We start from the raw sequence: 24,381 nt of genomic DNA, 5'->3' as shown, positions 1-24,381 counted from the left end.
CTTATGCATCTCCTTCCGAATTATCTATCATTGCAGGTACTTTCACTAATCCATTTTCATGGCGTTTTACATTTTCAAATAATTTGTCGCGGTCTGTTCCAGGTACTGCTTTATCTTCACGCATAACGCTTGAAGTTGCCATACCATGCGTTGTCACAGGCACATCTTCTGTATCCAACTCACTTAATTGCTCAACCATAGCGATAATTTTATCCATTTGTTCAGTAAATTTTCCGAGTTCATCTTCGGTTATCTCCAACTTTGCTAATTTTGCAACGTGTTTGATATCTTCTTCAGTTACAACCATTTGCTATTTCACTCACTTTCTAAAAGTTCACAGATTTAAAACTTCCTTCCTATAATATCACAAACCGGGTACAGACTCTATGAATTCTTTGATTCAGCAAGGAGAATTCTTTAGAAGCGCACATTTAAAGAACACATTCTAGAAGTTTTTTCTTTTAGTCCAAAAATAAAAAAAAGTGAGAACAGTGAACCAGAAGATACTCGGTTCTTGTTCTCACTTTAAATAAATCATTCATCTTGATTCAACGGTAAAGGCTTTAATCAAATACATGACTGTAAAATTGATTTTCTCCCGTCTCTCTTGCTAAGAAAGCTTCCATCCCTTTTATGGAAGAAATACTGATTTCGATTGGGATATTTGGCGGTAAAAATTTCACTGCTTGATCGTAAACGTGTTGTGTGAATGCAATCACTTCTGTTTCTCCATAAAATTGAGTCACTATATCAACTTTCATTTTGACCAATGTATCGTCAATATACGTTGCTTCTGCAGTAACCCCGCTTAAGTTCGGGAAGAAACTTTCCACTTCTGATTTGAAGTTTTGGAAACTGTTCAACTCCGTACTTTCGCCTCCTTGCAATGGAAAGACCAACTTTTTAACAGACAGATTAGTCCATCCGCCGACTGAATTACTGCCGTTTTCGCTGACACCTTCCGCTACATATGAACCTCCAGCTAAACTGTCTTGCGGAGTTTGTTTAAAGATCCCTACAACGATTGGAATTTCTTCCAATCCTTCAATTTGGCGCATACGCTCAATGATTTTATCCGCCATCTCTTTCCCTTGTTGAATCAATTCTTCTTCGCTGATCTTCGTTTCAAACGTTGCATCAAATTGTTTCTTCTGGTAATAATCAACAGTATTCATTGCCAATCCTATACTGATTCCAGACAGTTTGTACCCATTCTCTGTTTCAGTAACGTAATTTTGTTCCAAAATAGACTCTAGAAAAATGGGTGTCCGTTCGTCCGGCTCTTTGCTCCCATTGTGTTGAGGATTCAATCCTTCAAGGTTTTGGCTGCTTTCGTCCACTGTAATAGGATCCCCATACTGATTGAATCCTTTTCCTTCAGGTCTATAACGTTCAAGCCACTTGTTGACTGTGCTGCTGTCCAGATATTGACCTTCTTGTATCAGATGATTATCGGTCGAAAAATGTTCTTGAGAGATTTCCAACAATCCCGTTTCAAATGCTTTTAAGTTGTAATTCGAATTTGTTCCTAATGTGGCGCCTCTGTTTGCACTAGTTTGATATTGACCATCGGTAATCAGCGAACGATAATATTCATCAGATAATTGACGTGAAGTACTCGTAGCCTCTTCTGCCGCCAATTCAGTTTCTGAACCGTCCGTCGTTGTTTCTCCTGCGTTTTCTTCCTCAGGAGCTGCACATGCAGTAAAGAACAATACACTTCCTGCAAGTAACATGAGTAGTTTGCTTTTCAAACTCTTATTCCTCTCCTTCTAATGTTTCCAACAATTGATCCTCGTTCCAAACGGGAATCTCTAAACTTTGCGCTTTTGTCAATTTGCTTCCTGCATCTTCTCCGGCAACTAGAAAGTCCGTTTTTTTAGACACACTTCCAGTTACTTTTCCGCCCAGATTCTCAATTCGTTCTTTAGCTTCTTCACGCGTAAAGTGAGTTAATTTTCCGGTCAAGACAATTGTTTTTCCATTGAAATATGAATCACTTTCTTCTGCCACTTCTTTTTTCTTTCCAAGATACTTCAAGTTGATGTCTTTTGCTCTAAGCTCATTGATCAACTCGGCCACTTCCGGAAGCTCGAAAAATGCTACTACACTCTCCGCAATGATCTTACCAATGCCTTCAATAGCTGTGATATCTTCAGCTTTTGCTTGTTGCAGCTTTTCGATGGTTTCAAATTCTTCTGCTAGTAATTTCGCTGCATTTACACCTACATTGCGAATACCCAATCCGAAAATCAACCGTTCTAATGAATTACTGCGGCTTGCATCAATAGCATTCAACAAATTATTTGCAGACTTGTCTTTGATCTTATCTAAAGTGACTAGTTGATCATACGTTAAACTGTACAAATCCGCTACATCTTTTACCAATTCTTTTTCATACATTTGAATAATGACTTTATTTCCTAATCCATCAATGTTCATGGCATTACGGGATACAAAATGAGTCAACCCTTCAATGATTTGTGCAGGACATTTTGGATTGATGCAGCGCAATGCCACTTCTTCATCTAAATGCACCAACTCGCTGTCGCAGGCCGGACAATGGGTCGGAAATTCATATGGAACGCTGTCTTCAGGACGCAAATCTTCTACCACTCGCGTCACTTCAGGTATGATGTCTCCCGCTTTATGGACCACTACGGTATCAAATAAGCGAATGTCTCGCTCTTTGATCAAATCTACGTTGTGTAAACTCGCTCTTTGCACAGTCGTTCCGGCTAATTGAACAGGATCCATGATAGCAGTAGGAGTGACTACTCCTGTTCTTCCAACAGTCCATTCGATTTTTCGGATGACTGTATGTGCTTCTTCAGCAGGAAACTTATACGCTATCGCCCAACGTGGAGCTTTGATCGTATACCCGATATCTTTTTGAGCTTCAAAATCATTTACTTTGATGACGATACCGTCAATATCATAAGGCAGACCGCTGCGGTGCTCTTGAAACTCTTGAACATACGCCCATACTTCTTCAATAGTTTCGTAAACACGGCGCTCGTGATTTGTTCGGATGCCAATAGTATCTAATTGGTCCAGTGCATCAGACTGGCTGACTGCATCAAGTTCTCCAAAATCAGCAATAGTATACATGAAGGTATTTAAATTACGCTTCGCTGTTTCTTTTGGATTCAAATTTCTTAATCCTCCAGCTGCTGCGTTTCTAGGATTGGCAAAAATGTCTTCCCCATTCTCTTCTCGTTCCATATTCAATGTTACAAAAGCTTCTTTCGGCATATAACACTCACCGCGTACTTCAATCGAATAAGGTTTTTTCAGTTTTAACGGAACGGATTTTATAGTCCGAACATTTTGAGTCACATTCTCGCCCACTACTCCATCACCTCGAGTAGCAGCTTGTACCAATTTTCCTTCTTCATATTTTAAAGAAAGGGCCAGACCATCGATTTTCAGCTCACAAATATACTCCACTTTTTTATCCGTCAATTTTCGTACTCGACGGTCAAAGTCAAATAAGTCTTGCTCTCCAAATGCATTACCAAGACTCAGCATAGGAATGTCATGAGTCACTTTTTCAAATCCGGGAAGAACTGTTCCGCCAACCCGTTGCGTAGGAGAATCGCCACTGATCAATTCAGGATAAGCTGTTTCTAAGCTGACAAGTTCTCTATATAAACTGTCATATTCCGCATCTGTTACTGTGGGTTTATCCAATACATAATATTCATGACTGTAACGATCTAAAGTTTCTCTTAATTCCTCTGCTCTCTTTGTAGCCTCTTCAAAAGATAAACTCGTTGGAGAATAGTTTCCTGTTTTATCCGTCACATAAACCCCTTCTTTCTTATTATTTCGTAACCTCTTGGTTCATGAAACAAAAGCAGCCATCCTCTTTTACTTGCCTTAGTAAGAAGCCTGATGGCTGTAACTTTTGTCGTACCCTTTTTCTTCCGATTAAACCTTTTCGATTGGAGCGAAAGCTGCCAATAGACGTTTAATGCCTGTTGGAGCTGGAAATGCGATATCCAATTGCAAGTTATCAGCATTACCAGTCAGTTTGACTACTGTACCTACGCCCCATTTTTTATGCATAGCTTTATCGCCGACGTTCCATTCAACTTTATCTGCTCCACTGCTGACTTTGCTGGAAACTGGCGCTTGAGTTGGATACGGCGTACTGCTCGCACGTTTTTCTTTATTGATAAATGGTGCGTTGCTTCTAAATGGAACAGACGTCGTTTCTCTGTGCATAAGATCCATTACATCATCGCTGATCTCTTGGATGAAACGTGAAGGTGTATTAGCTTGCGTACGTCCATACAACACTCGAGAGTAGGCATTTGTTAAATACAATTTCCGTTCAGCTCTAGTAATTCCTACATACGCTAAACGACGTTCTTCTTCCAGTTCGTTTTCTTCCATCATGGCACGAGAAAGCGGGAAAATGCCTTCTTCCATTCCTATCAGGAAAACAACCGGAAACTCTAACCCTTTTGCTGCATGAAGCGTCATTAAAGTTACTTCACCATTTTCTGCTTCTAAGTTGTCCAAGTCGGATACAAGAGACAAATCTGTCAAGAAAGTCAATAGATCCGTTTCTCCTCCTGCATTGTCCTTTTCAAACTGTTGTGTAACAGATAAGAATTCTTGGATATTTTCTAAGCGAGATTCTGACTCTAAACTTTTTTCCAGTTCTAATGATTCTTTATATCCGCTGCGTTTCAATAACTCTTCTACCAATTCTGTCACAGGCAAGTACTCTTGCATTTTCTGCAAGTCTTTCAGCATATGACCAAAACCTTCTAACGCTTTAGAAGCTTTTCCTGTAATACTTGTTAAAGCTACGTTTTGAGCAGCTTCCAATAATGACCAATCGTATTGATTCGCAAAAGCTCTCAATTTTTCTACCGTTCCCGGGCCAACCCCACGTTTAGGTACATTTACAACACGCTCAAAACTCATGTTGTCGTCCGGATTCGCCACAAGGCGCAAATAAGCTAAAACATCTTTGATTTCTTTACGATCGTAGAATTTGTGACCGCCAACCATTTTGTACGGGATATTCGATTGCAATAGACTTTCTTCAATTTTACGCGATTGAGCATTTGTTCGGTAAAGTACAGCGAAATGCCCATAACCCAGACCATTTTCTTTCATTTCTTCTTGGATCTTTGAAACAACGTAACGAGACTCATCGCCTTCACTTTGAGCACGGTAGTAAGAAATTTTTTCTCCCTCGTGGTTGTCTGTCCATAACTTCTTGTCTTTTCGATTGGCATTGTTGCCAATAACATCATTTGCGGCTTGCAGAATGTATTTAGTGGAACGATAGTTTTGTTCCAATAATACCACTTTTGCATCCGAATAGTCTTTTTCAAAGTTCAAGATGTTTTCCATATCGGCTCCGCGCCATCCATAAATACTTTGGTCAGCATCCCCTACGACACAAATATTTCTGAATCGGTCTGCTAATAATTGGACCAACGTATATTGAGCATGGTTGGTATCTTGATACTCATCCACATGAATATACTGAAATTTCGCTTGGTAGTACTGAAGCGTTTCAGGACTTTCTTTAAATAAACGAGCTGTCAGCATGATCAAGTCGTCAAAATCGACTGCTTGATTACGGCGCAACTCTCTTTGATAATCATCATAGCAGTCTGCCACGATTCGCTGAAAATAAGAAGTTGCTGTGTCTCTGTATTGTTCTGCTGTCAGCAATTCATTTTTTGCATTACTGATCTCAGCAAGAATAGCTCTAGGATTGAATTTCTTGGGATCAATGTCGCGCTCTTTCAGAATTCGTTTCATTAGCGTTTGTTGTTCTCCTGGATCGCTGATTGTAAAAGAACGCGTATAACCGATACGATCGATGTCACGGCGCAAAATTCGGACACACATCGAGTGAAAAGTTGAAACCCATACTTCACTCCCACCATCACGAATCAAACGACTGACTCGCTCTTTCATCTCTTTAGCTGCTTTATTGGTAAACGTGATCGCTAATATATTCCAAGGATTGACATTTTTTTCCTGAATCAAATAGGCGATACGATGAGTCAGTACTCTGGTCTTTCCACTACCAGCCCCTGCCATAATCAAGAGTGGTCCATCAGTATGGATCACGGCCTCTTTTTGACGCGGATTCATTCCATTTAATAATTCTTCTCGTAATACCACTTATTTACATCCTCTCTAATTCCTAAAGGTACAATTTACTCTTGTCATACCTGTATCCTGACTTCTGCCATTATTTCCTTGTCTATTTTACCATAGTTTGAATCTTCTTAGAGTATGAGATGCAAAACTTCAAAGTAAAATCACAAAAAAAAATACAAAAACCTCCACATTATTTAATGAAGGATTCTGCTTTGTAGTAATTGTATATGAAAAATGATTTAAACGCCTTGTAATAAAGCTAAAGATAGTTGATTCATCAAGATTCGAACTTCTTTTCTAGCATAAGCATACTTGGAATCAGCTACATATTCAGCCAACCGTTTAAGATGACGGATTTTTATTTTTCTGCACTCCAGCAAGACCGCCTGAATTTCTTTATTGTCTTGCTGATTCAACGAACGAAAAGTATCCATAAGTACGGAGACATTATAAGAATTCTTGGCATGTCTGATAAATTCTTGCCAGTAGTAGATTTCTGCCTCATAAAATTCATCCCCTTGATTCCTGCCAGTCAAAGAGGACATTTTTTCCACATAGTCCAATAAATCCTCTTTTGTAAAGGAAACCTCTCTGATCTGCATTTGATGCAAGTAATCGTTCAGCATCAATTCCATAAACCCAAGACGGTCTTGGAAACCTTTATTATCGATAAGAGGTTCTTGAATGGTCGCTCCTTTATGAGGAATGATTCTTAAGATATTTTCTTCTTGGAGACGGATAAAAGCTCTTCTGATTGGGGTTCGACTGATTCCTAGCTCTTTAGACAAATCAAGTTCTGTTATATGTGTTTGGGGCAGCCATTGTCTACTAGTAATTTTATTTTTTATGTACTGATATGCTTGAGTCTCTAAATTTTTTGCTTTTACCAATTCTTTCTTTCCCTTCTTATATTTCTATGTTCCCAACTCATTACTACTATACCATTTGTTTAAAAAACAATTTTGTGCCTAGGTATTACATCTGATTATAAAGATATATCTAAAGATATTCAACCTGTTTTTAGGAAACTGCCTCCAAAAAAAGAGGGCGTTTTCAAAAATTAGTCGTATTTAACCATCAGAAACCTTTTTTTATCATTAAACTAAAGTTTACAAAAAGAAAACCTTTTCCTAACACGTTTTTTATATCGATATGGTATCTTTTAATCAGTGTAATGGAGCACTGTTTTTCACCATATGTTTGTATGGTTTTGCCCCGAGGAAACTGCTTGAGCCCACAAGCAGTTTCTTTTTTACGGACACTTTTGACTTTTAGACAGACTGTTCAAAAGCAGAAACGGCCTTTGTTTCACTGATAAAAGAAGCTCCTAGAACAAGTAAGCCCCCGATAAACTGAAGCAGACTAAATTCTTCTTTGATGAATACAGCTGAAAAGAAAACTGCAGATGCAGGATCAATGTAACTCAACATAGCTGTTGTTTGACTTTTCAAGTGTGGAATGGCAGAAAAGAACAGTGCATAAGCTATTCCTGTGTGCACGACACCTAAAATCAACAAATAGATAAAAGAACTCCTATCAACTTCCATTAAGTGGAATCCTTGAGTCGTTAAGACATACGGCAATAATACAATGGACGCTACAGATAATTGAATAAACGTACTTTGTAATCCTGACAACTCTTTGACAAATCGATTGACGAGAATGACGCTGGCATAGAAAACAGCAGCACTTAATGCTAATCCGATACCTTTGAGATGGCCTGGACCTCCCAGCCCTGATCCGCCTCCATTAACGATTAGAAACATCCCCAACATAGCGGCTGCGGCACAAAGAAATTTTCTAAAGGTCAATTTTTCTTTAAATAGACTTGCTGAAACGACAACAACGATAATGGGGGCAACATAGTAACTCAAAGTTGCATTTGAAATCGTAGTGTAACGATAAGATTCGAACAATAAAATCCAATTGATACCAATGGCTGCTCCAGAAAAAAATAATGCCCACGCATTCTTCTTAAGGACAGATACAGGGATGCTGTCTTTTTTTGTCATTAAGACTCCAAGTAAAAATAAACTCCCAAAGAGTCCTCGATATAGGGCAATTTCACTGGAGGAAAGGGCAATATTTTTTACGAAAATACCGATGGTCCCAAAAGTAATCATCGAAAAAATAATGCTGATTTTTGCTTTTTTCATTTCTGCACCTGCTCTTCTTTTGTATAGTGAAACACACAAAAACTAGAGCAAAAGCTCTATTTTTGTGTGTTGTTTTTGCTATGTGTCTATCCTGATTTTTTTCTTGCAAGAAACAACGAATCAGATCAATCAAGCCCTAATCGTTTGAAAACTTGATCTACATTTTTTAAATGATGCTGATAGTTGAATGCATCATCTAACTCTTCTGTAGAAAGAAGTTTGCTGATTCGTCCATCTTCTTCCAATAATGGTCTGAATTGTATCTGTTCGTCCCATGCCTGAGCAGTTTTAGGTTGAACTAGATCGTAAGCTTCTTCGCGGCTCATCCCTTTATCAACCAATTTCAGTAAAACACGTTGGCTATAAATCAATCCGTAAGTAGCATCCATATTGCGCAACATATTTTCTGGAAAAACAGTTAAATTTTTAACCAAGTTGCTGAATCGATTCAACATATAATCCAGTAAAATAGTCGTATCAGGAATAATGATTCTTTCAGCAGAAGAATGTGAGATGTCTCTTTCATGCCATAACGTAACATTTTCGTAAGCAGTGATCATGTGACCTCTTATGACGCGAGCTAATCCACTCATATTTTCTGAACCGATTGGATTGCGTTTATGAGGCATAGCTGATGATCCTTTTTGCCCTTTTGCAAAGTACTCTTCTACTTCGCGTGTTTCTGATTTTTGAAGACCTCTGATCTCAGTAGCGAAACGCTCAATACTGGTCGCGATAAGCGCCATTGCGGAAATATATTCAGCATGCAGATCACGAGGTAAGACTTGGGTAGAGATTTCTTGAGCTCTGATTCCTAGACGATCACAGACATACTCCTCGACTTCCAGAGGAATATTAGCGAACGTTCCAACAGCTCCGCTGATTTTCCCTGCTTCCACGCCTTTTGCAGCATGTTCAAAACGCTCAATATTCCGTTTCATTTCAGAATACCAAGTACCTAACTTCATGCCAAAAGTAGTCGGTTCAGCATGGACCCCGTGTGTTCTGCCCATCATAACCGTGTACTTGTGTTCTTTTGCTTTTTCACCAATCACAGCAAGGAATCTGTCTAGATCTTGACGTAATATATCATTCGCTTGTTTGAATAAGTATCCATATGCTGTATCTACAACATCTGTACTTGTCAGACCGTAGTGAACCCATTTCCGTTCTTCTCCTAAAGACTCTGATACAGCACGTGTAAAAGCAACCACATCATGACGAGTCTCTTGTTCGATCTCAAGGATACGTTGAACATCAAAAGAAGCATTTTCACGTATCTTTTGAACATCTTCTTTCGGAATCTCTCCTAATTCAGCCCAAGCTTCATCAGCCAATATTTCGATTTCCAACCAAGCATTGTATCGATTCTCATCCGTCCAAATAGCTCCCATTTCAGGTCTGGTGTAGCGTTCAATCATCTTTTTAGTCTCCCTTAAGTAAAAATTTTCTTGCTGAATTATTAAAATTCCCTTTATTACTTTAGCACTATGTCTTTCATCTGTCATGATTTATCTTTATTTTTTTGGACAGGATGAGATAGAAAAAAAGATCAACACAATGTCGTTGATCCTTTTCAAAAAAATATCAGTTCAAAATACCTGTATCTTGCAGCAATTCTATCGTCATATCAATGTCTTCTGTCAAAACCGTTATATGTCCTATACCTTCATCATAGTCTCTTTCAACTCCGTAATAGTAAAAATGCCAATCCGGCTTCAATTGAAGCTGATTTTTCACTTCAGAACGATTATTTTCAAAAGCTTTTACCATCACAGCTTTAGAGTGTAACTTAATTTCCGGCAACGGCCATCCGCAGATAGCACGGATATGAGCATCGAAAAGCGATATAGAACAAGCATCCATCGTGCTTAATCCGCTATCGTGAATCGTTGGCGTAATATCGTCCACATATAAGGCGCCACTAGACGTCAACAATAATTCGACTGTCATTGTGCCTATCAAATGGCTTCTTTGAGCAATATCTAAAGCTATCCGATTCACTTCTTCCGCTACTTCATCATCGATATGTGCTGGAAACAAATTTTGATACAAAACATCATCCCGATACAAGTTTTCAGAGATTGGAAAAATCCGTATTTCTCCTTGAGGATTGCTGACCACTGAAACGGAAAGTTGTCTTTCAAACGGGATCAGCGCTTCTAAGATACAAGTCCCGTGAACAAGCAATGTTGCACTTTTCTCAAAATCTTCTTCACTGTATAATGTAACTTTCTGCTTTTTCTTTTTGTCTCGATGCAATGTCTTTAATACACAAGGAAACCCTAGTTCTCTGCTGGCGATTTCAATGTCTTCTGGTGAAACAATCGTTGCATAAGGAGCGATATTAAAATTCGCTGCTTCTAAATAGGCTTTTTCCAATAATCTGTCTTGAGCAACATCCAATAGTTCAATTCCTTGCGGGAAAGAAACCGTTCTGGAAATTCTTTGAGCTGATTCTGAAAATACATTTTCTGCTTCAATCGTTACGACATCACATTTAAACGCTAATTCTGTTAGAAGCTGAGGGTCATTGATATCCCCTACTAATTGCCAATCAGCTAGTTGAGCGGCTGGACAGTCCAGTACAGGATCAAGAATACCTACTTGATATCCCCTTTTTTTAGCAGACAAAGTCAGCATTCTTCCTAGGTTTCCTCCGCCAATAATACCAATCACTTTGCTAGGAGTTATCACATTTGCCAAGATTTATCCCTACCTTCTAAATATTCAGTTTTTTTCATCGATTTTTTGTTGTTTTTGTTCTAGTTTAATTTCTTTTCTGCGCTTTTTCACACGTTTCGTCCAGAATCCGCCGCTAATGTATTTCGGTTCATATGAAATGACAAACGCTTTTGGTGCTAATTCTTCGATCTGTTGATACAATTTCCGTTCTGTCTTGCGGGGGGTCAGGATTTCTAATACCATCCGGTCGCCTTCTTTACCCAAGGCGTAACTTGTTGTTACCCCATATCCTAACTCACGTAATTTAGAGGGGATGTCATTCTCAATAGACGGTATGATCACTGTAACCATAATATACCCTAATGCTAGATATTCTTCAATTTTAATCCCGGCTAAAATTCCGGCACCGTATCCTAAAGCATATACTAAGATGTTCCAAAAATTATCTAAACGATCCAATACAAGCCCTAATCCTACGATGTAAATCGTCGTTTCTGCCATCGCTACTAACGGTGCAGCTAAACGGTATCCTTTCATCGTCAACATCATTCGAATCGTCATCAAAGTGACATAACCTACGTTGATCACAAATATTGTTGCTAATAGTCCCAAATCTATTTCCATTTTAGCTATACTCTCCTTGTCTGATAAATCTGCCAAATTAGTATCTAACGTTAACCTGACTCTTTACGCATTCAGTAAATCTCTTTAGTTGCTCATTTAGTGTTGTGACAGATTTTCCTCTACAAACTCAACCTGTCTATTCTCTAATGAACGGATACGCGCAAGAGAGTAAATATCTGCTCCTTGTTCCTCTAATAAAGAACGACCTGTTTGAAACGATTTTTCAATAACAATACCGATTCCGGCTACTGCTGCTCCTAGTTGCTGACAAATGCTCATTAAACCTAACGCAGCTTGCCCATTGGCTAAAAAGTCATCAATAATCAGAACAGTATCATTTTTTGACAGCACAGATTTTGAAACAGATATCGTATAATTTTGTTGTTTAGTAAAAGAATACACATCAGCTGCCGCCAATTCATCTGTCATAGTAATCCCGACATTTTTCTTTGCCACAACAACAGGCACATCTAAAGACAGTCCTGTAAAAACAGCCGGAGCGATTCCTGAAGCTTCAATTGTTATAACTTTCGTGATCCCTTTTTGCTCAAAGTAATTTGCAAAATCTTCTCCCATGGCTTGCATCAACGCAGGATCTATTTGATGATTCAAAAATTGATCCACTTTCAACACACCTTCACTTAATACACGCCCGTCTTGTACAATTCTTTCTTCAAGTAATTTCATTCTCTTCCTCCCGTTGATAGGTTCTCTATTTCTCCATAATGACTCGCAGCTAAAAAGATTTAGATAGAACAAAAGGTTAAACCAATTGCTGGCTTAACCCTTATGTTAATTATTTGTCTTCGTCCATAAGATTTATTCCTGTAGTATCTTGGGTTTCATCTATTCTTTCAACAATCAAATTGCTGATTCGTGAAGATTCGATTTCATTTGCTTTCAACAAGAAGTTTTCGTATTCGACAAATGCATCATCACCATCTCTAGGAATATTTCCATATTCTATAATGAAGAATCCGGCAATAGTATCAACGTCTGAAGATTCAAGACTCGTGCCAAAGAACTCATTGAACTTAGATAATTGAGTGGATCCGTCTACTAAATAACGATTATCATTGATTTTTTCAATCAATGCATACACTTCATCGTACTCATCGTCGATATCTCCTACGATTTCTTCCACCACGTCTTCCAAAGTCACGACTCCTACCACACCGCCGTATTCGTCATTCAATACAGCCATCTGATTGCGCGTTTTTCTCAATTCATAAATCAAATCATCAATATAAATTGTTTCTGGAACAAATAACGGTTCATTTAGTATGTCTTTTAAATCGATCTCGTCAATATTGCGGTTTCGGCTTTCTCTCAATAAGTTTTTTACATGGATGATCCCAATAATATTGTCCTTATCTTCAAAGTAAACAGGGACACGTGAATATGGGATATCTAATAGTTTAGGGATGTTTTCCTCATTCCCATCATCGTAATCAATCATGAATGTATCTGTTCTTGGTACCATGACTTCTTTAGCCATTTTAGTATCTAAAGACAAGACACCTTTCAACATTGAAAATTCGCCTATATCAATAGCTTCATCTTTTTGACTTTGCTCTAAGTAAGAACGAAATTCGTCACGCGTCATCTTCTCTTCTTCTTCCGAAAATTCAATTGGTGTAATTTTCTTCAACATATTTGTTGATAATGAAAGAAGTTTTACGAAAGGCATCATCACTTTTTGAACGGCTAATATAATTCCTGCAGTTCCAAGAGCAACACTTTCTGAACGCTGTAAAGCTACTGTTTTTGGAAACAGCTCTCCAAATACCAATGTGATATAGGAAATAATTATTGTCACGATAACAACTGCTATTGTTGAAGCTCCGGGAATATCTCCCAACAACGGCATAAAACGATTTGCTAATGATGTAGCTGCAGAGGCACTGTTTAAGAAACCTGCCAATGTAATTGCTACTTGAATAGTAGATAGAAAGTTGTCTGAATTGCCTAATAACTTCAAGACGTTTTTCGCTTTCTTATCACCATTTATGGCTTTCTCGTTTATTTTGCCTTTGTCTAAGGAAACAAACGCCATCTCTGCTGCGGCAAATAATGCGTTAATTGCGGTCAAGACTACAATTAAGATTATCTGGACACTCAGCGAAGAATCACTTCCGGGGTCTGGGGTCATTTATCATCTTCTCCTTCAATAGTCATAAAAATTTATTTATAAAACATTACCACTGTACCATTATTTAACCTTTATTTCAACAAATGATTCTCATTGGTTTCTAATCAATTTGTCTGTTATTAAAAACCAGTTATTGCAATAACTTCGGCATTTCTTCTAAGACAGGTTTTAATAACTCGATTACTTCTCCACTTGCACTTTCTTCCAACATTCCCAACATCATATAAGAATTATTTTCTGCATCAAATGTCAAAACGAACCCATTGTTCTTGTCTACGTTTTGGAATTCAGCTGTTGCTGTTTTTGCGCCAATTGAGTAAGGCAGATCAGCTAATTCGTGAGCTGTTCCATTTTCATCCGTTACAACTTCAAGCAAATACGAACGAATCAAATCAGCGGACTCTTTAGACACTACTTGTTTAGGTTCAGCTGTTTCTTGATCACTGGTCAATTTCGGATAAATCATTGTTCCACCATTCAAAAATGCACTATACGATACGATTTGTTGAATAGGGCTCATCAACAATTCTCCTTGTCCATAAGCCGTATCGGCTAATAGAATCTCAGAATCCAGTTTGCCAGAGTTGGACAATTGAGCCGGCTGCATAACTAGCGGCAAATCGAACTCTTCTCCAAATACAAAGTTGCTCATGCCTTTTTCAACCGTCTCTTGCCCCATCTCTAAAGCTTCTTGAGCAAAGAAAATATTATCTGAATAAACTAATGCTTCTCTTAAAGAAACGTTATCCACTTCGGTTACACGATGTACGGCATAATTTCCCCATGACTCATTCGCCTGCCAAGTATCTCCATCGATTTCGTGTACTTCTTCAGGAGTTGTCGTCCCTGAATCAAGACCAATTCCTGCTGTGATCAATTTAAACGTTGATCCTGGTGCCAGACGAGCTGTATACCGGGAAAGAAATGGTGTATTTTCATCATCCAGATAAGCTTGGTAAGCTTCATTGGTAATCCCTCTCGTCATCAACCCTGCATCGTATGAAGGAGTACTGACAAGAGCTAACAAGCTCCCGTCTTCAGGGTCCATGGCTACTACAGATCCGTTTTTCTCTTGTAGTGCTTCATAAGCTTTTTGCTGCACATCTGCATCGATCGTTAACTGGATATCTTCCCCATTTTGAACTTCTTGTTCTTTTAAGACGGTTTTCGTCGTTCCTTTCCCATCTTTTAGTACGATTGAACCACCAAATTTGCCGCGTAACCGCTCATTATAAGCAGCTTCCAGCCCAGATTTTCCGACGATTTCCCCAGCAGTCAACGTTGGATTCTTTTCGATCTCTTCAGCATTCACTTCGCCAACATAGCCGATTAAATGAGCTGTAGCTTCATTCAAAGGATAAGTCCGCATGCTGACCTCTTGATACATTACACCTGTCAATTCCTCAGTCTCATCGGAGGCTATTGTTTTAAACGGCACAAAAGTATCTTCCGTAACCCAGCTTTGTTCCAACAATCCTTCAAGGTACTCTACTGAAACTTCAAACGTTTCACTAATTTTTGTGAGATTATCTGTTCGTGCATCTTCTTCGCCTAATGCTCCAGGATAAAGACCAGCTCTCATCCAAACACCAGCTGTTGCCAATGGATCTCCGTCTCGATCCACAATTTTACCCCGTTCGCCTTTTTCAAATTGTGCCTCAACTACATCTCCGGGCTCCATATCAGGCAAGACGAGATTTGGCTGCCAATCCACGAAAAACTCCTCTTCAGCACCTTTTGTTAAAGTAGCCGAATAGGGTAGGTTTTCCATTGTCCCAATTGGTGTCACGAAGTTTAGGACATATGAAAATTCCATCACATCATCCGATTCGTTTTCATTAAACACTACATCCGTTACTTCAACATCATTCACTTGCATTTCATTAAAAGAACTCTGATACAATTCTTCTACTTGCTTTTTTGTAAATCCAGCATCAACCAATGAGGATTCATTTAATACAGTAGGTAACGCAGAGAAATTTTGTTCTTCTAAGTAAGCAATAAATTCTTGAGACTTTTCTTCCGCTGCAGCTGAATCTGAATTTTTCCCGTTAAAATATGACCAAGCCATCCAACCGATTACGCTGATAACAGCTACTAAAAAGACAACAACTGCTATCCACATTGGTTTACTCAACCCTCGTTTTCTTTGTGGTTGATTCGTCGACATTTACCACTCCTCCTTTAAGTTTGTTTCCTTTTTACACTTGAATACACTTATAGTTAGTTTACTCCAAACCCTTTGTTATTCCTAGTATATTCTCTATAGACATCTGTGCTGAGATAAAAGTTCCTGACTGGTTAATCATCGTAATGATGAAGCTGATATTGTTCAATCAAACGAGTCAGCTTTTCTGCATAAGTGGGGTCTGTGGCATAACCATTATCTTGTAAGGCTTGTGCAGCTTCTTGATAATTTTCAGCCGTCAGCACCGTTGTATACTGATCCGCATTCCAGTTGGTCCCATTGACAAATAATAGAGCATGGTCATCCATTGACTCTTGCCAAGTGTCGTACTTTCTAAAAGGAGCTTTTATCTCGATCCACTCTCCGTTTTCAAACTCTTTTGTTTCCATCATAACCGTATTTTCTGGACTGCTGCCTTTTATGCCGTAGAGATTCTTATTCTCAGTTGCCAACTCACTCGTCCCCCAATCTGATTCTAAGATAGCTTGAGCGATACTGATACTAGGCAGCAAATCGTATTGTTCTTGCAATATTTTTGCATGACCAGAAATTTGAACGATAAACTCTTCTTTTTCTCGACTCGAATTCAACGGTTCGATAATGGATTTCCCCAAAAAAGTTAATGCTCCAAAAAAAACAAAAAACAAGACAAATAATACCATTAGTATGCGACTAGGTAACAAGCGTCTTTGTTTAGCACTTTTTTTTCTGTACGTCGTTTTCTTCTTTTTCTTCGCCTGCGCCACCTTGACTGCTCCTTTCACAACTTAGGATAAAAACGAGTTATTCTATCCTTTGTTCTCCTGTTTTTCCAGCTTTTTCAAGAAGCTCAATGTATTCTTCCAAAGACAATCCATACTGCTGGATAAATTGAGCATTTTCTACTCCTACATAACGAAAATGCCAAGACTCGTATTGAATACCCGTCTCTGTTTCTTTATTTTTAGGAAAACGCAGAATAAATCCGTAGTCCGCTGCCGTACTGACCAGCCATTGTTGGGATTCTTGCGTGTCATATTCCGGCACTAACCCTTTTCCTGTACTGAGCCATTCATTATCTACCATATCCAGTGCTAAACCAGTGTGGTGTTCACTGCCTCCAGGAACAGCAATATAGTCTTCCGTTTTTTCAATAGCCTCTTCTTTAGAGTAGCCTTCATTGATGTAACCTTGAATGCTGGCATCATAATTAGCTTGCTGCCTTTCAATTGAGCGGTAAGAGGAAGCTAAGAAAATTGTATAACCTGCTTTTTTGGCAGCTTCCATCCAATTCGTATAAGGCTCTACTATACGAGCATCGACTTCTTTTTGATCAGCTACTGTTTCCAATGGAATCTCAACCGTCTCATCAATCGGATGCCAATTATTGACCAAAACCAAATTCCAATCTGCTGTCGATACATCTGGTAATGCAGCGATCATCTCCTGCTCTTTTTCTTCTTCCGGCGTCAGAGCCGTTGATTCTTCAGATTCCTGACTGACTTCTTCGCTGTTTAAAGATGTGGATTCATTCGTTACATCCGTAGATTCATTTTGGCACCCAGCCAATAACCCTACTGCTAGCATTGTTGCCCATAATTTCAATTTCATTGTTAAGACTCCGTTCATTTCATATCATTAGTTGCACTTATTCTATTTTATAGAAATTTTTTCGCTTTTCAACCTACCTTAGACTGAATTTTACTTCTTTCTTTTTTTATCGACTACTTCAACACAAAAACAAATCAGCAGGAAGAAACTTCCCGCTGATGATTGGTTAAATTTATTATTCATTGTTTTAAATTTCTTTAGACACGAAAAGGTTGTTCTACGTTCTTGCTGAACCATTCCAACAAACCTTGTTTTTCAGTTTCCAATTGCTGCTGTACGATTCCTGGCAAATGCAATTCAATACGGTCCTTATAACTCCAGAAATCATAACTGATCTCTATGCGTACAATGGTTTGATTGATTTTGCGGTGATGAGCTTCTGCGTTCTCTTCTGGCTGATGATGAATCTCTATTGTTGCCATATTGCTTCTCAACCATTTTTTCGCTACGTGATATTTCATGTTCATATACTCTGCGACCGGATTTTCTGCTACCTCTGAAATCAACAAGGAATTGCGGCAAACCTTTTGGACAAGCATCCACTCATAATCCGTAAACAATTGAGCCAACTTATTCATGTTTTCTGTTTTTAAACCTTGTTGGCCTTTTTTCCAACGATCCCAACTTTGGGGAGAGATCCCCAATTGTTCAGAATAAAAAGCCTTTTCTGTTGCATATTGTTCTTTGACTGCCCCTAATACAATGGCTACCAATGCTTCATGCATACTTCATCTCTCCTTATCCTTGAAATGATGAACACCTTTCCTTAAATCAATTTAAACGGTGACGAGAATAATGGCTGCAGCAAAATAACTTTCTTTTTATACTTTTATAATACACTTAATAGGTTAATTTGCCAGTTATTTACTCCTTTCTGTTGCAACTATTTGACCCTAGTTGGCGAAAATTATATGTTAACTATGAGGACTATTGAGATTCAATTTTTCTTAAGAAAGGAGGAAACAATTTATGTTAGACACCATTTTATTTTTTGGTTACTTCGCTGCATATTTATTTTTATTGATTTGGGGTATCAAGCTAGCAGCACGCTACGGGTGGAACGATCTCTCAAATGTACTGCTGCTCGTTATTATCGGATTGGTTTACGACAATGGTGTACTGGCTGTGGGTAAATTCATTGGAGAAGGCAGTTTACTGGAAAACTTAAGTTACCCTCGGTTTTATATGCACGCTTTTTTCACCCCTTTACTGGTGTTGTTTTCTTTGGGCGCGATGAAAAAAGCTGATTTCAAATGGGCGTTTAAAAAATGGTTTCAAGCTATTTTTTATCTATTGACATTGGGTTTAATCGTTTACGAACTATTCAGTGAAGTACTCGGACTGACTTTAGAAGCCAATTGGAAATATGGTGTGTTGAGTTACAGCAACGTTGAACCAGCTTCCGGAGTTCCTTTAATGGTGTTGTTTGTTTCACTGATACTGATTTTCGCCTCTATTATTGTCTGGAGAAAACAAGGTTGGATCTGGTTTTTTGTCGGTACATTAATCATGTTCCTTGGAAATGCATTCCCTATTTCATTACCAAGTGCAGCTATTACAAATGCTTTCGAGTTGATTTTGATCGTCTCTTTGTTCTTTACTAAGAGGTTTCAAGATACTCGTTCATTTAAACAATCGACATAACTTTCACTGTACTTCTTTTGACAAATACGCAATAATGAAAGCGGAACTTTTTTATTGAGAGGAGGATTAGAAGCTCTAGTATCATGAATGATAGAGAGTTTCTAAAATACTATATGACAACTGTTAATTGGGGAATCATCGGTTTAGGAGATATCGCATCCAGTTTTGCTAAAGATTTTAATGTCCAACAAGCTACTTTGCTGGCGGTGGCTTCACGTAATTTGGACAAAGCAAATGCATTTGCGGAAAAGTACGGGATTGAAAAAGCTTATGGAAATTACGAAGAAATGTTGTTTGATCCGGATATTGATGTCGTGTATATCGCTACTCCGCACAGCCATCATGCAAAGTATATTTTAAAAAGCTTGCGAGCTGGTAAACACGTATTGTGCGAGAAGGCAATCACTATGAACAATAAAGAGTTGGACGAAGCTTTAGCTGTAGCTGAAGAAAAAAATCTGATTTTAGCTGAGGCAATGACAATTTACCATATGCCTCTTTACCATAAATTGCAAGACATCATCTCCACTGGAAAACTAGGCAAATTGAAAATGATTCAAGCTTCTTTTGGAAGCTTGAAAGAAGCTGATCCGACTAACCGCTTCTTTAATAAAGAGATTGCAGGCGGAGCTTTATTGGATATTGGAGTGTATGCTTTAGCCTTTACTCGATTCTTCTTATCCAGCCAACCTACTGAGATTTTAACAACTATGAATCCATATGAAACGGGTGTCGATGAGCAATCTGCTGTCATTTTGAAAAACCCAGATAATGAAATGGCTGTCGTCAGTTTGACTTTCCGTGCTAAGATGCCTAAAGTGGGTATCGTTGCTTTTGAAAATGGTTTTATTACTGTTGAAGATTACCCTAGAGCCAATACTGCAACCATTACGTATCCAGATGGTTCTTCTGAAACCGTGACAGCGGGCGACTCTAATCAAGCTTTAAATTATGAAATCGAATTGATGACGAGCAACATTTTACAACAAGCACCGAACAAGCACATTCAATTGACTCATGATGTGATGTCTATCATGGATAACTTGCGGGAACAATGGGGCTTGTGTTACGATTTTGAATAACATTTGAGTTCCTAGTCTAAAACGAATCAATCTGCTTAACACAAAAAACCATTAGGGCAGTGACCCCTAATGGTTTTTCGTTATGACTAGCTATTATTCCTCTTTTAAGTAACCTTCTTTATAAATAGCTGAACTGACAGTATATCCGCTTGTTGTTAGAATTTCTTTTATGTCAGTGGTTTTGTCGCTGTCCATTTGAATCACGATTTGTGTAAATGATTCTTTTCTGTAAACAGCAATTTGGTTGATGCTTACATTAGCTTCCGCCAGAATATTAGTGATATCCTCTAAAATACCCGGATAGTCTTCTGGAATATCGATCACGATACGACTGCCTTTGTTGTTGTATCCCAATAAGTCGATAAAAGCTCGAAAGATGTCTTTATCGGTGATAATCCCGACAACCTGGTCTTCATTTTCTATAACTGGCAAAACAGTGACTTTAGAGTCTCTCATACGAGTAGCTGCTTCTTCCAGTAAATCATCTGGACCAATAGCAGGAACTTCTTTGTTCATGATGTCTCCCACAGTTGTTTTGGTCAGCAAGTAGTTCAACTCATGAATACTTAACGATGTAGCCGTCGACGGAGAATTGTCACTGATGATCTCTTCTGTAACTAATCCAACCATTCGTTCATTTCTTACGACTGGCAAGCGATGGAAGTCATGTTCTTTCATCAAATCTAAAGCTTCCAATACTTTTGTTTCTTCATTTACCGACACTACATCAGCTGTCATATAATCTTTGACCAACATACCTTTAACCTCCCAAATAAGCCTTCTGAATGATGTCGCTCTCTAACAATTCTTCCCCTGTACCGGTTTGAACGACATTTCCGGTCTCTAATACATAGCCTCTATTCGCTATCTTTAAAGCCATTTTAGCATTTTGTTCGATCAAGAGTACAGTCGTACCTGTTCGGTTGATTTCTTCAATAATATGAAAAATCTCTTTGATCAAAATCGGTGCCAACCCCATTGAGGGCTCATCTAAGAGCAATAATCTTGGGCGGCTCATCAGAGCTCTTCCCATGGCTACCATTTGTTGTTCCCCACCAGAAAGAGTTGCTGCATCCTGATTCTTCCGTTCCTTTAAAATAGGAAACCGATCAAAAACGAGTTGCAGATCTTTTTCGACCTCATTTTTGTCTTTTCTTAAAAAGGCTCCCATCTCCAGATTCTCTAAAACGGTCATTCCGCTAAAGATGTGTCTGCCTTCTGGAACTTGAGAAATCCCTTTTTCTACGATTTGTTTCGGAGTAGCTGTTGTAATAGGCGTCCCTTCGTAAACGATTTCCCCTTGGCTCGGACGGATCAATCCGGAAACAGCTTTTAAAATAGTTGATTTTCCGGCACCATTCGCTCCGATCAACGAAACGATTTCCCCTTCTTTTACTTCAAAAGAAACCTCTCGAATGGCTTCAATAACCCCATAGTGCACTGCTAGATTGTTTACAGTTAACATTTACTCACCGCCTAAATATGCTTTGATAACTTGTTTATTGCCTTTTATTTCTTCGGGTGTCCCATGAGCGATCATACGACCATACTCTAATACGTAGATCCGTTCACACACATTCATGACTAACGACATGTCATGTTCGATCAGCAAAATCGTGATCTTAAAGTCTTTTTGGATTTGACGGATCAAAGCGGTCAGATCAGCTGTTTCTTGAGGATTCATTCCCGCAGCCGGCTCATCTAAGAACAATACTTTAGGCTTAGTAGCTAACGCTCGAACGATTTCTAGTCGTCGTTGTTCCCCATAAGGCAAATTTTTTGCTAGTTCGTCTACTTTATTTTCCAAACTAAATATTTTCAATAACTCAATCGCTTCTTTTTTCATTTTCGATTCAGAAGCATAATAACTTGGTAAACGAAGAACACTTTTTAACGTTCCGACTTTACTTTTGGAATGCATCGCGATCAATACGTTGTCCAGAACAGTTAGATTTTTGAATAAGCGGATATTTTGAAACGTTCTGCCGAATCCCATATCCGTTATCGTATAAGTCTTTTTCCCTATAACAGATTCTCTTTGCCCATTCGTTTCAATTTCAATCGAGCCTTCAGTGGGTTGGTAAACCCCTGTCAGTAAGTTGAATAACGTCGTTTTTCCTGCTCCATTGGGACCGATTAATCCAACGAGTTCATTTTCTTTTAATTCTAAATGAACATTGGAAATAGCAGAAAGTCCGCCAAAGTTTTTCGTTAATTTTTTTACTTCCAGCAAACTCATCGTTATCCCTCCCCTTGCGCAGATTTGCGATTGAACAAACGCAGCAGTCCTGATACAGTGAATTCTTTATTGCCCAGCAATCCTGAAGGTTTAAAAATCATGATCCCAATTAACGCTAGTGCATAAATGATCATCCGCAAAGCCCCAAAAGGTTGTAGAAACACGTTCAAGAAACCAAGCAAAATTGCCGCTACAACAGAACCGGTTATGCTTCCGATACCGCCGAAAACCACAATGATCAATACATCTACTGATTTATTAAAGGTAAAGTCTCCTGGACGGATAACGCTAAAGTATGAAGCGTGTAAAGCTCCGCCAATGGCTGCAGTCGCTGCACCTAAGATAAAAGCAATCGTCTTGTACTTAGTCGTATTGACCCCCATAGACTCAGCAGCAATTTCGTCTTCTCTAATAGCAATCGTTGCACGACCTGGGCTGCTTTGTGTGTAATTGGCAACGAGTAAAATCGTCAATACCGTAAATACATAAATCAGTGGCCATTTAGACAGATAAGGAATACCGCTCAACCCGGCAGCTCCATTAGTGACAGATTGCATATTTACGATAACAATTCGAATGATTTCTGCTACCCCTAACGTAGCAATCGCCAAATAGTCTCCTTTTAGTCGTAATGTTGGGATCCCAACAATCAATGCCACTATACTGGTCAAGATAACACCCGCCAAAATACCAAGAAATAAACCGGTATAAGTCGGGAAATATTTCGTGATGATTCCTGCTGTATAAGCTCCAATAGCCATAAAACCAGCATGGCCCAGTGAAAACTGACCAGAGAATCCAATAATCAGGTTCAATCCGACAGCCAGTATAATATTGATTAGAATCGTTACTAAAGTGATTTCATAATAGGCACTGATGATTCCCGTAGTCACCGCTAGTTGCAGCACTAAAAATCCTGCTATAGCCACTACCAACCATCCAATCGTTGTTTTGTTTATTAATTTCATTTTGTCACCTACACTTTCTCTTTAACATGTTTTCCTAAGATGCCGGCAGGACGAATAATTAAAATAAGGATCAAGATCCCATATACTACTGCATCACGAATCATGGAGTTTCCATAAGCACTGACCAAAGTTTCTACTATCCCTATAGTAAAACCGCCAAGTACCGCACCAGGAATGAAGCCTATTCCTCCTAGAACTGCAGCTACAAAGGCTTTAAGACCAGGAGCTACCCCCATCATTGGATCAATCGTGTTGTAGTACAAGCCTACTAATACTCCTGCTGCTCCTGCTAAAGCCGAGCCTAAGAAAAAAGTAAAAGAGATGACGTTGTCGACATTGATCCCCATCAATTGAGCTGCTGATGAATCGGTACTTACCGCTCTCATAGCTTTCCCCATTTTCGTCTTTTGAACGATGAACTGCAACAAGACCATCAAAACAAGTGTTGTCGCAAATATCAACAATTGGATCCGACTCACTTGCAACCCTGCGACTTCAAAAAGTGTATTGTCGACGACTTGTGGGAACGAGCGTACCTCTGCACCATAGAAATAAAGCATCCCGTTTTGCAATAGATAAGAGACGCCGATAGCTGTGATTAAAACGGCTATTCGAGTAGCATGACGTAAGGGTTTATAAGCAATGCGCTCAATTAAAACGCCTAAGAGTGCACTTAATGCCATTGCTGTAAGAAGAGCAGGGAAAAATCCCATTCCAAAAGAATGAATCATGGTGTATCCGATAAACGCTCCAACCATATAAATGTCCCCGTGAGCAAAATTAATCAATTTTATAATTCCATAAACCATTGTATAACCTAGAGCAATCAAAGCATAAATACTACCCAACGATAGTCCATTTATCATTTGTTGAAAAAATGTTTCCATAGGATACCTCTCTTTTTACTTCTAT

At 38.8% G+C, this 24,381-nt stretch carries 22 protein-coding genes; 2 read left to right on the top strand and 20 right to left on the bottom strand.

Annotation, left to right across the window (positions count from 1 at the left end):
• Position 1: 1 nt before the first annotated feature.
• The 15 genes from gatC to BM137_RS01810 form a co-directional block, all read right to left on the bottom strand.
• Positions 2-307 carry an Asp-tRNA(Asn)/Glu-tRNA(Gln) amidotransferase subunit GatC gene (gatC, locus tag BM137_RS01880; RefSeq protein WP_092479447.1) on the bottom strand — a complete coding sequence of 102 codons (306 nt, stop codon included), beginning with the start codon at positions 305-307 and terminating at the stop codon, positions 2-4.
• A gap of 256 nt (positions 308-563) precedes the next feature.
• Positions 564-1,754, bottom strand: a complete 1,191-nt coding sequence (locus BM137_RS01875; protein WP_223155958.1) for a CamS family sex pheromone protein — start codon at positions 1,752-1,754, stop codon at positions 564-566.
• A 4-nt stretch (positions 1,755-1,758) separates the two neighbouring features.
• Positions 1,759-3,807, bottom strand: a complete 2,049-nt coding sequence (ligA, locus tag BM137_RS01870) for an NAD-dependent DNA ligase LigA (protein ID WP_092479445.1) — start codon at positions 3,805-3,807, stop codon at positions 1,759-1,761.
• A 126-nt stretch (positions 3,808-3,933) separates the two neighbouring features.
• On the bottom strand, positions 3,934-6,162 hold the full coding sequence (gene pcrA / locus BM137_RS01865; RefSeq protein WP_092479444.1) for a DNA helicase PcrA: 2,229 nt from the start codon (positions 6,160-6,162) through the stop codon (positions 3,934-3,936).
• 218 nt (positions 6,163-6,380) lie between these two features.
• The gene (locus tag BM137_RS01860; RefSeq protein WP_092479443.1) at positions 6,381-7,031 is read right to left on the bottom strand and encodes a GntR family transcriptional regulator; all 651 of its coding nucleotides are present in this window, start codon (positions 7,029-7,031) and stop codon (positions 6,381-6,383) included.
• Between the two features lie 381 nt (positions 7,032-7,412).
• Entirely contained in the window at positions 7,413-8,297 is an 885-nt protein-coding gene (locus BM137_RS01855; protein ID WP_092479442.1) for a DMT family transporter, read from the bottom strand.
• Positions 8,298-8,422: 125 nt separating this feature from the next.
• A complete protein-coding gene (purB, locus tag BM137_RS01850; protein WP_092479441.1) occupies positions 8,423-9,718 on the bottom strand; it encodes an adenylosuccinate lyase in 1,296 nt (431 codons plus the stop codon).
• Between the two features lie 166 nt (positions 9,719-9,884).
• A complete protein-coding gene (locus tag BM137_RS01845) occupies positions 9,885-10,994 on the bottom strand; it encodes a 5-(carboxyamino)imidazole ribonucleotide synthase (protein WP_341849602.1) in 1,110 nt (369 codons plus the stop codon).
• 33 nt (positions 10,995-11,027) lie between these two features.
• Entirely contained in the window at positions 11,028-11,606 is a 579-nt protein-coding gene (locus BM137_RS01840; RefSeq protein ID WP_092479439.1) for a DUF2179 domain-containing protein, read from the bottom strand.
• 96 nt (positions 11,607-11,702) lie between these two features.
• Entirely contained in the window at positions 11,703-12,293 is a 591-nt protein-coding gene (locus BM137_RS01835; protein ID WP_092479438.1) for a xanthine phosphoribosyltransferase, read from the bottom strand.
• A 109-nt stretch (positions 12,294-12,402) separates the two neighbouring features.
• A complete protein-coding gene (locus BM137_RS01830) occupies positions 12,403-13,758 on the bottom strand; it encodes a hemolysin family protein (RefSeq protein ID WP_092479437.1) in 1,356 nt (451 codons plus the stop codon).
• A gap of 130 nt (positions 13,759-13,888) precedes the next feature.
• A complete protein-coding gene (pbp4, locus tag BM137_RS01825) occupies positions 13,889-15,928 on the bottom strand; it encodes a penicillin-binding protein PBP4(5) (protein WP_092479436.1) in 2,040 nt (679 codons plus the stop codon).
• A 131-nt stretch (positions 15,929-16,059) separates the two neighbouring features.
• Positions 16,060-16,608 (bottom strand): glycoside hydrolase family 73 protein, encoded by a 549-nt coding sequence (locus BM137_RS01820; RefSeq protein ID WP_092479614.1) that lies wholly within the window; start codon positions 16,606-16,608, stop codon positions 16,060-16,062.
• Between the two features lie 121 nt (positions 16,609-16,729).
• Positions 16,730-17,536 carry a M15 family metallopeptidase gene (locus tag BM137_RS01815; protein ID WP_092479435.1) on the bottom strand — a complete coding sequence of 269 codons (807 nt, stop codon included), beginning with the start codon at positions 17,534-17,536 and terminating at the stop codon, positions 16,730-16,732.
• A gap of 197 nt (positions 17,537-17,733) precedes the next feature.
• Positions 17,734-18,261 (bottom strand): hypothetical protein, encoded by a 528-nt coding sequence (locus tag BM137_RS01810; protein WP_092479434.1) that lies wholly within the window; start codon positions 18,259-18,261, stop codon positions 17,734-17,736.
• Positions 18,262-18,505: 244 nt separating this feature from the next.
• On the opposite strand from BM137_RS01810, the gene BM137_RS01805 reads away from it, so the two are divergent.
• Together BM137_RS01805 and BM137_RS01800 are read left to right on the top strand one after the other, a co-directional pair.
• Complete coding sequence (locus BM137_RS01805) at positions 18,506-19,180, top strand: hypothetical protein (RefSeq protein ID WP_092479433.1); 675 nt, start codon at positions 18,506-18,508, stop codon at positions 19,178-19,180.
• A 113-nt stretch (positions 19,181-19,293) separates the two neighbouring features.
• The gene (locus BM137_RS01800; protein WP_092479613.1) at positions 19,294-20,262 is read left to right on the top strand and encodes a Gfo/Idh/MocA family protein; all 969 of its coding nucleotides are present in this window, start codon (positions 19,294-19,296) and stop codon (positions 20,260-20,262) included.
• A 93-nt stretch (positions 20,263-20,355) separates the two neighbouring features.
• Here BM137_RS01800 and BM137_RS01795 read toward each other — a convergent pair whose 3' ends face one another.
• The 5 genes from BM137_RS01795 to BM137_RS01775 are packed head-to-tail and all read right to left on the bottom strand — an operon-like array spanning position 20,356 to position 24,356.
• Complete coding sequence (locus BM137_RS01795) at positions 20,356-21,018, bottom strand: CBS and ACT domain-containing protein (RefSeq protein WP_092479432.1); 663 nt, start codon at positions 21,016-21,018, stop codon at positions 20,356-20,358.
• Positions 21,019-21,022: 4 nt separating this feature from the next.
• The gene (locus tag BM137_RS01790) at positions 21,023-21,727 is read right to left on the bottom strand and encodes an ABC transporter ATP-binding protein (protein ID WP_092479431.1); all 705 of its coding nucleotides are present in this window, start codon (positions 21,725-21,727) and stop codon (positions 21,023-21,025) included.
• Positions 21,728-22,501, bottom strand: a complete 774-nt coding sequence (locus BM137_RS01785) for an ABC transporter ATP-binding protein (RefSeq protein WP_092479430.1) — start codon at positions 22,499-22,501, stop codon at positions 21,728-21,730. It lies immediately after the preceding gene.
• Between the two features lie 2 nt (positions 22,502-22,503).
• Positions 22,504-23,469, bottom strand: a complete 966-nt coding sequence (locus BM137_RS01780) for a branched-chain amino acid ABC transporter permease (RefSeq protein ID WP_092479429.1) — start codon at positions 23,467-23,469, stop codon at positions 22,504-22,506.
• Between the two features lie 8 nt (positions 23,470-23,477).
• Entirely contained in the window at positions 23,478-24,356 is an 879-nt protein-coding gene (locus tag BM137_RS01775) for a branched-chain amino acid ABC transporter permease (RefSeq protein ID WP_092479428.1), read from the bottom strand.
• Positions 24,357-24,381: the final 25 nt, after the last annotated feature.

Origin of the sequence: Desemzia incerta, from assembly GCF_900115825.1 — a bacterium.
In the GTDB taxonomy this organism is placed as follows: domain Bacteria; phylum Bacillota; class Bacilli; order Lactobacillales; family Carnobacteriaceae; genus Desemzia; species Desemzia incerta.
This window is presented reverse-complemented; position numbering and strand designations above follow the sequence as displayed.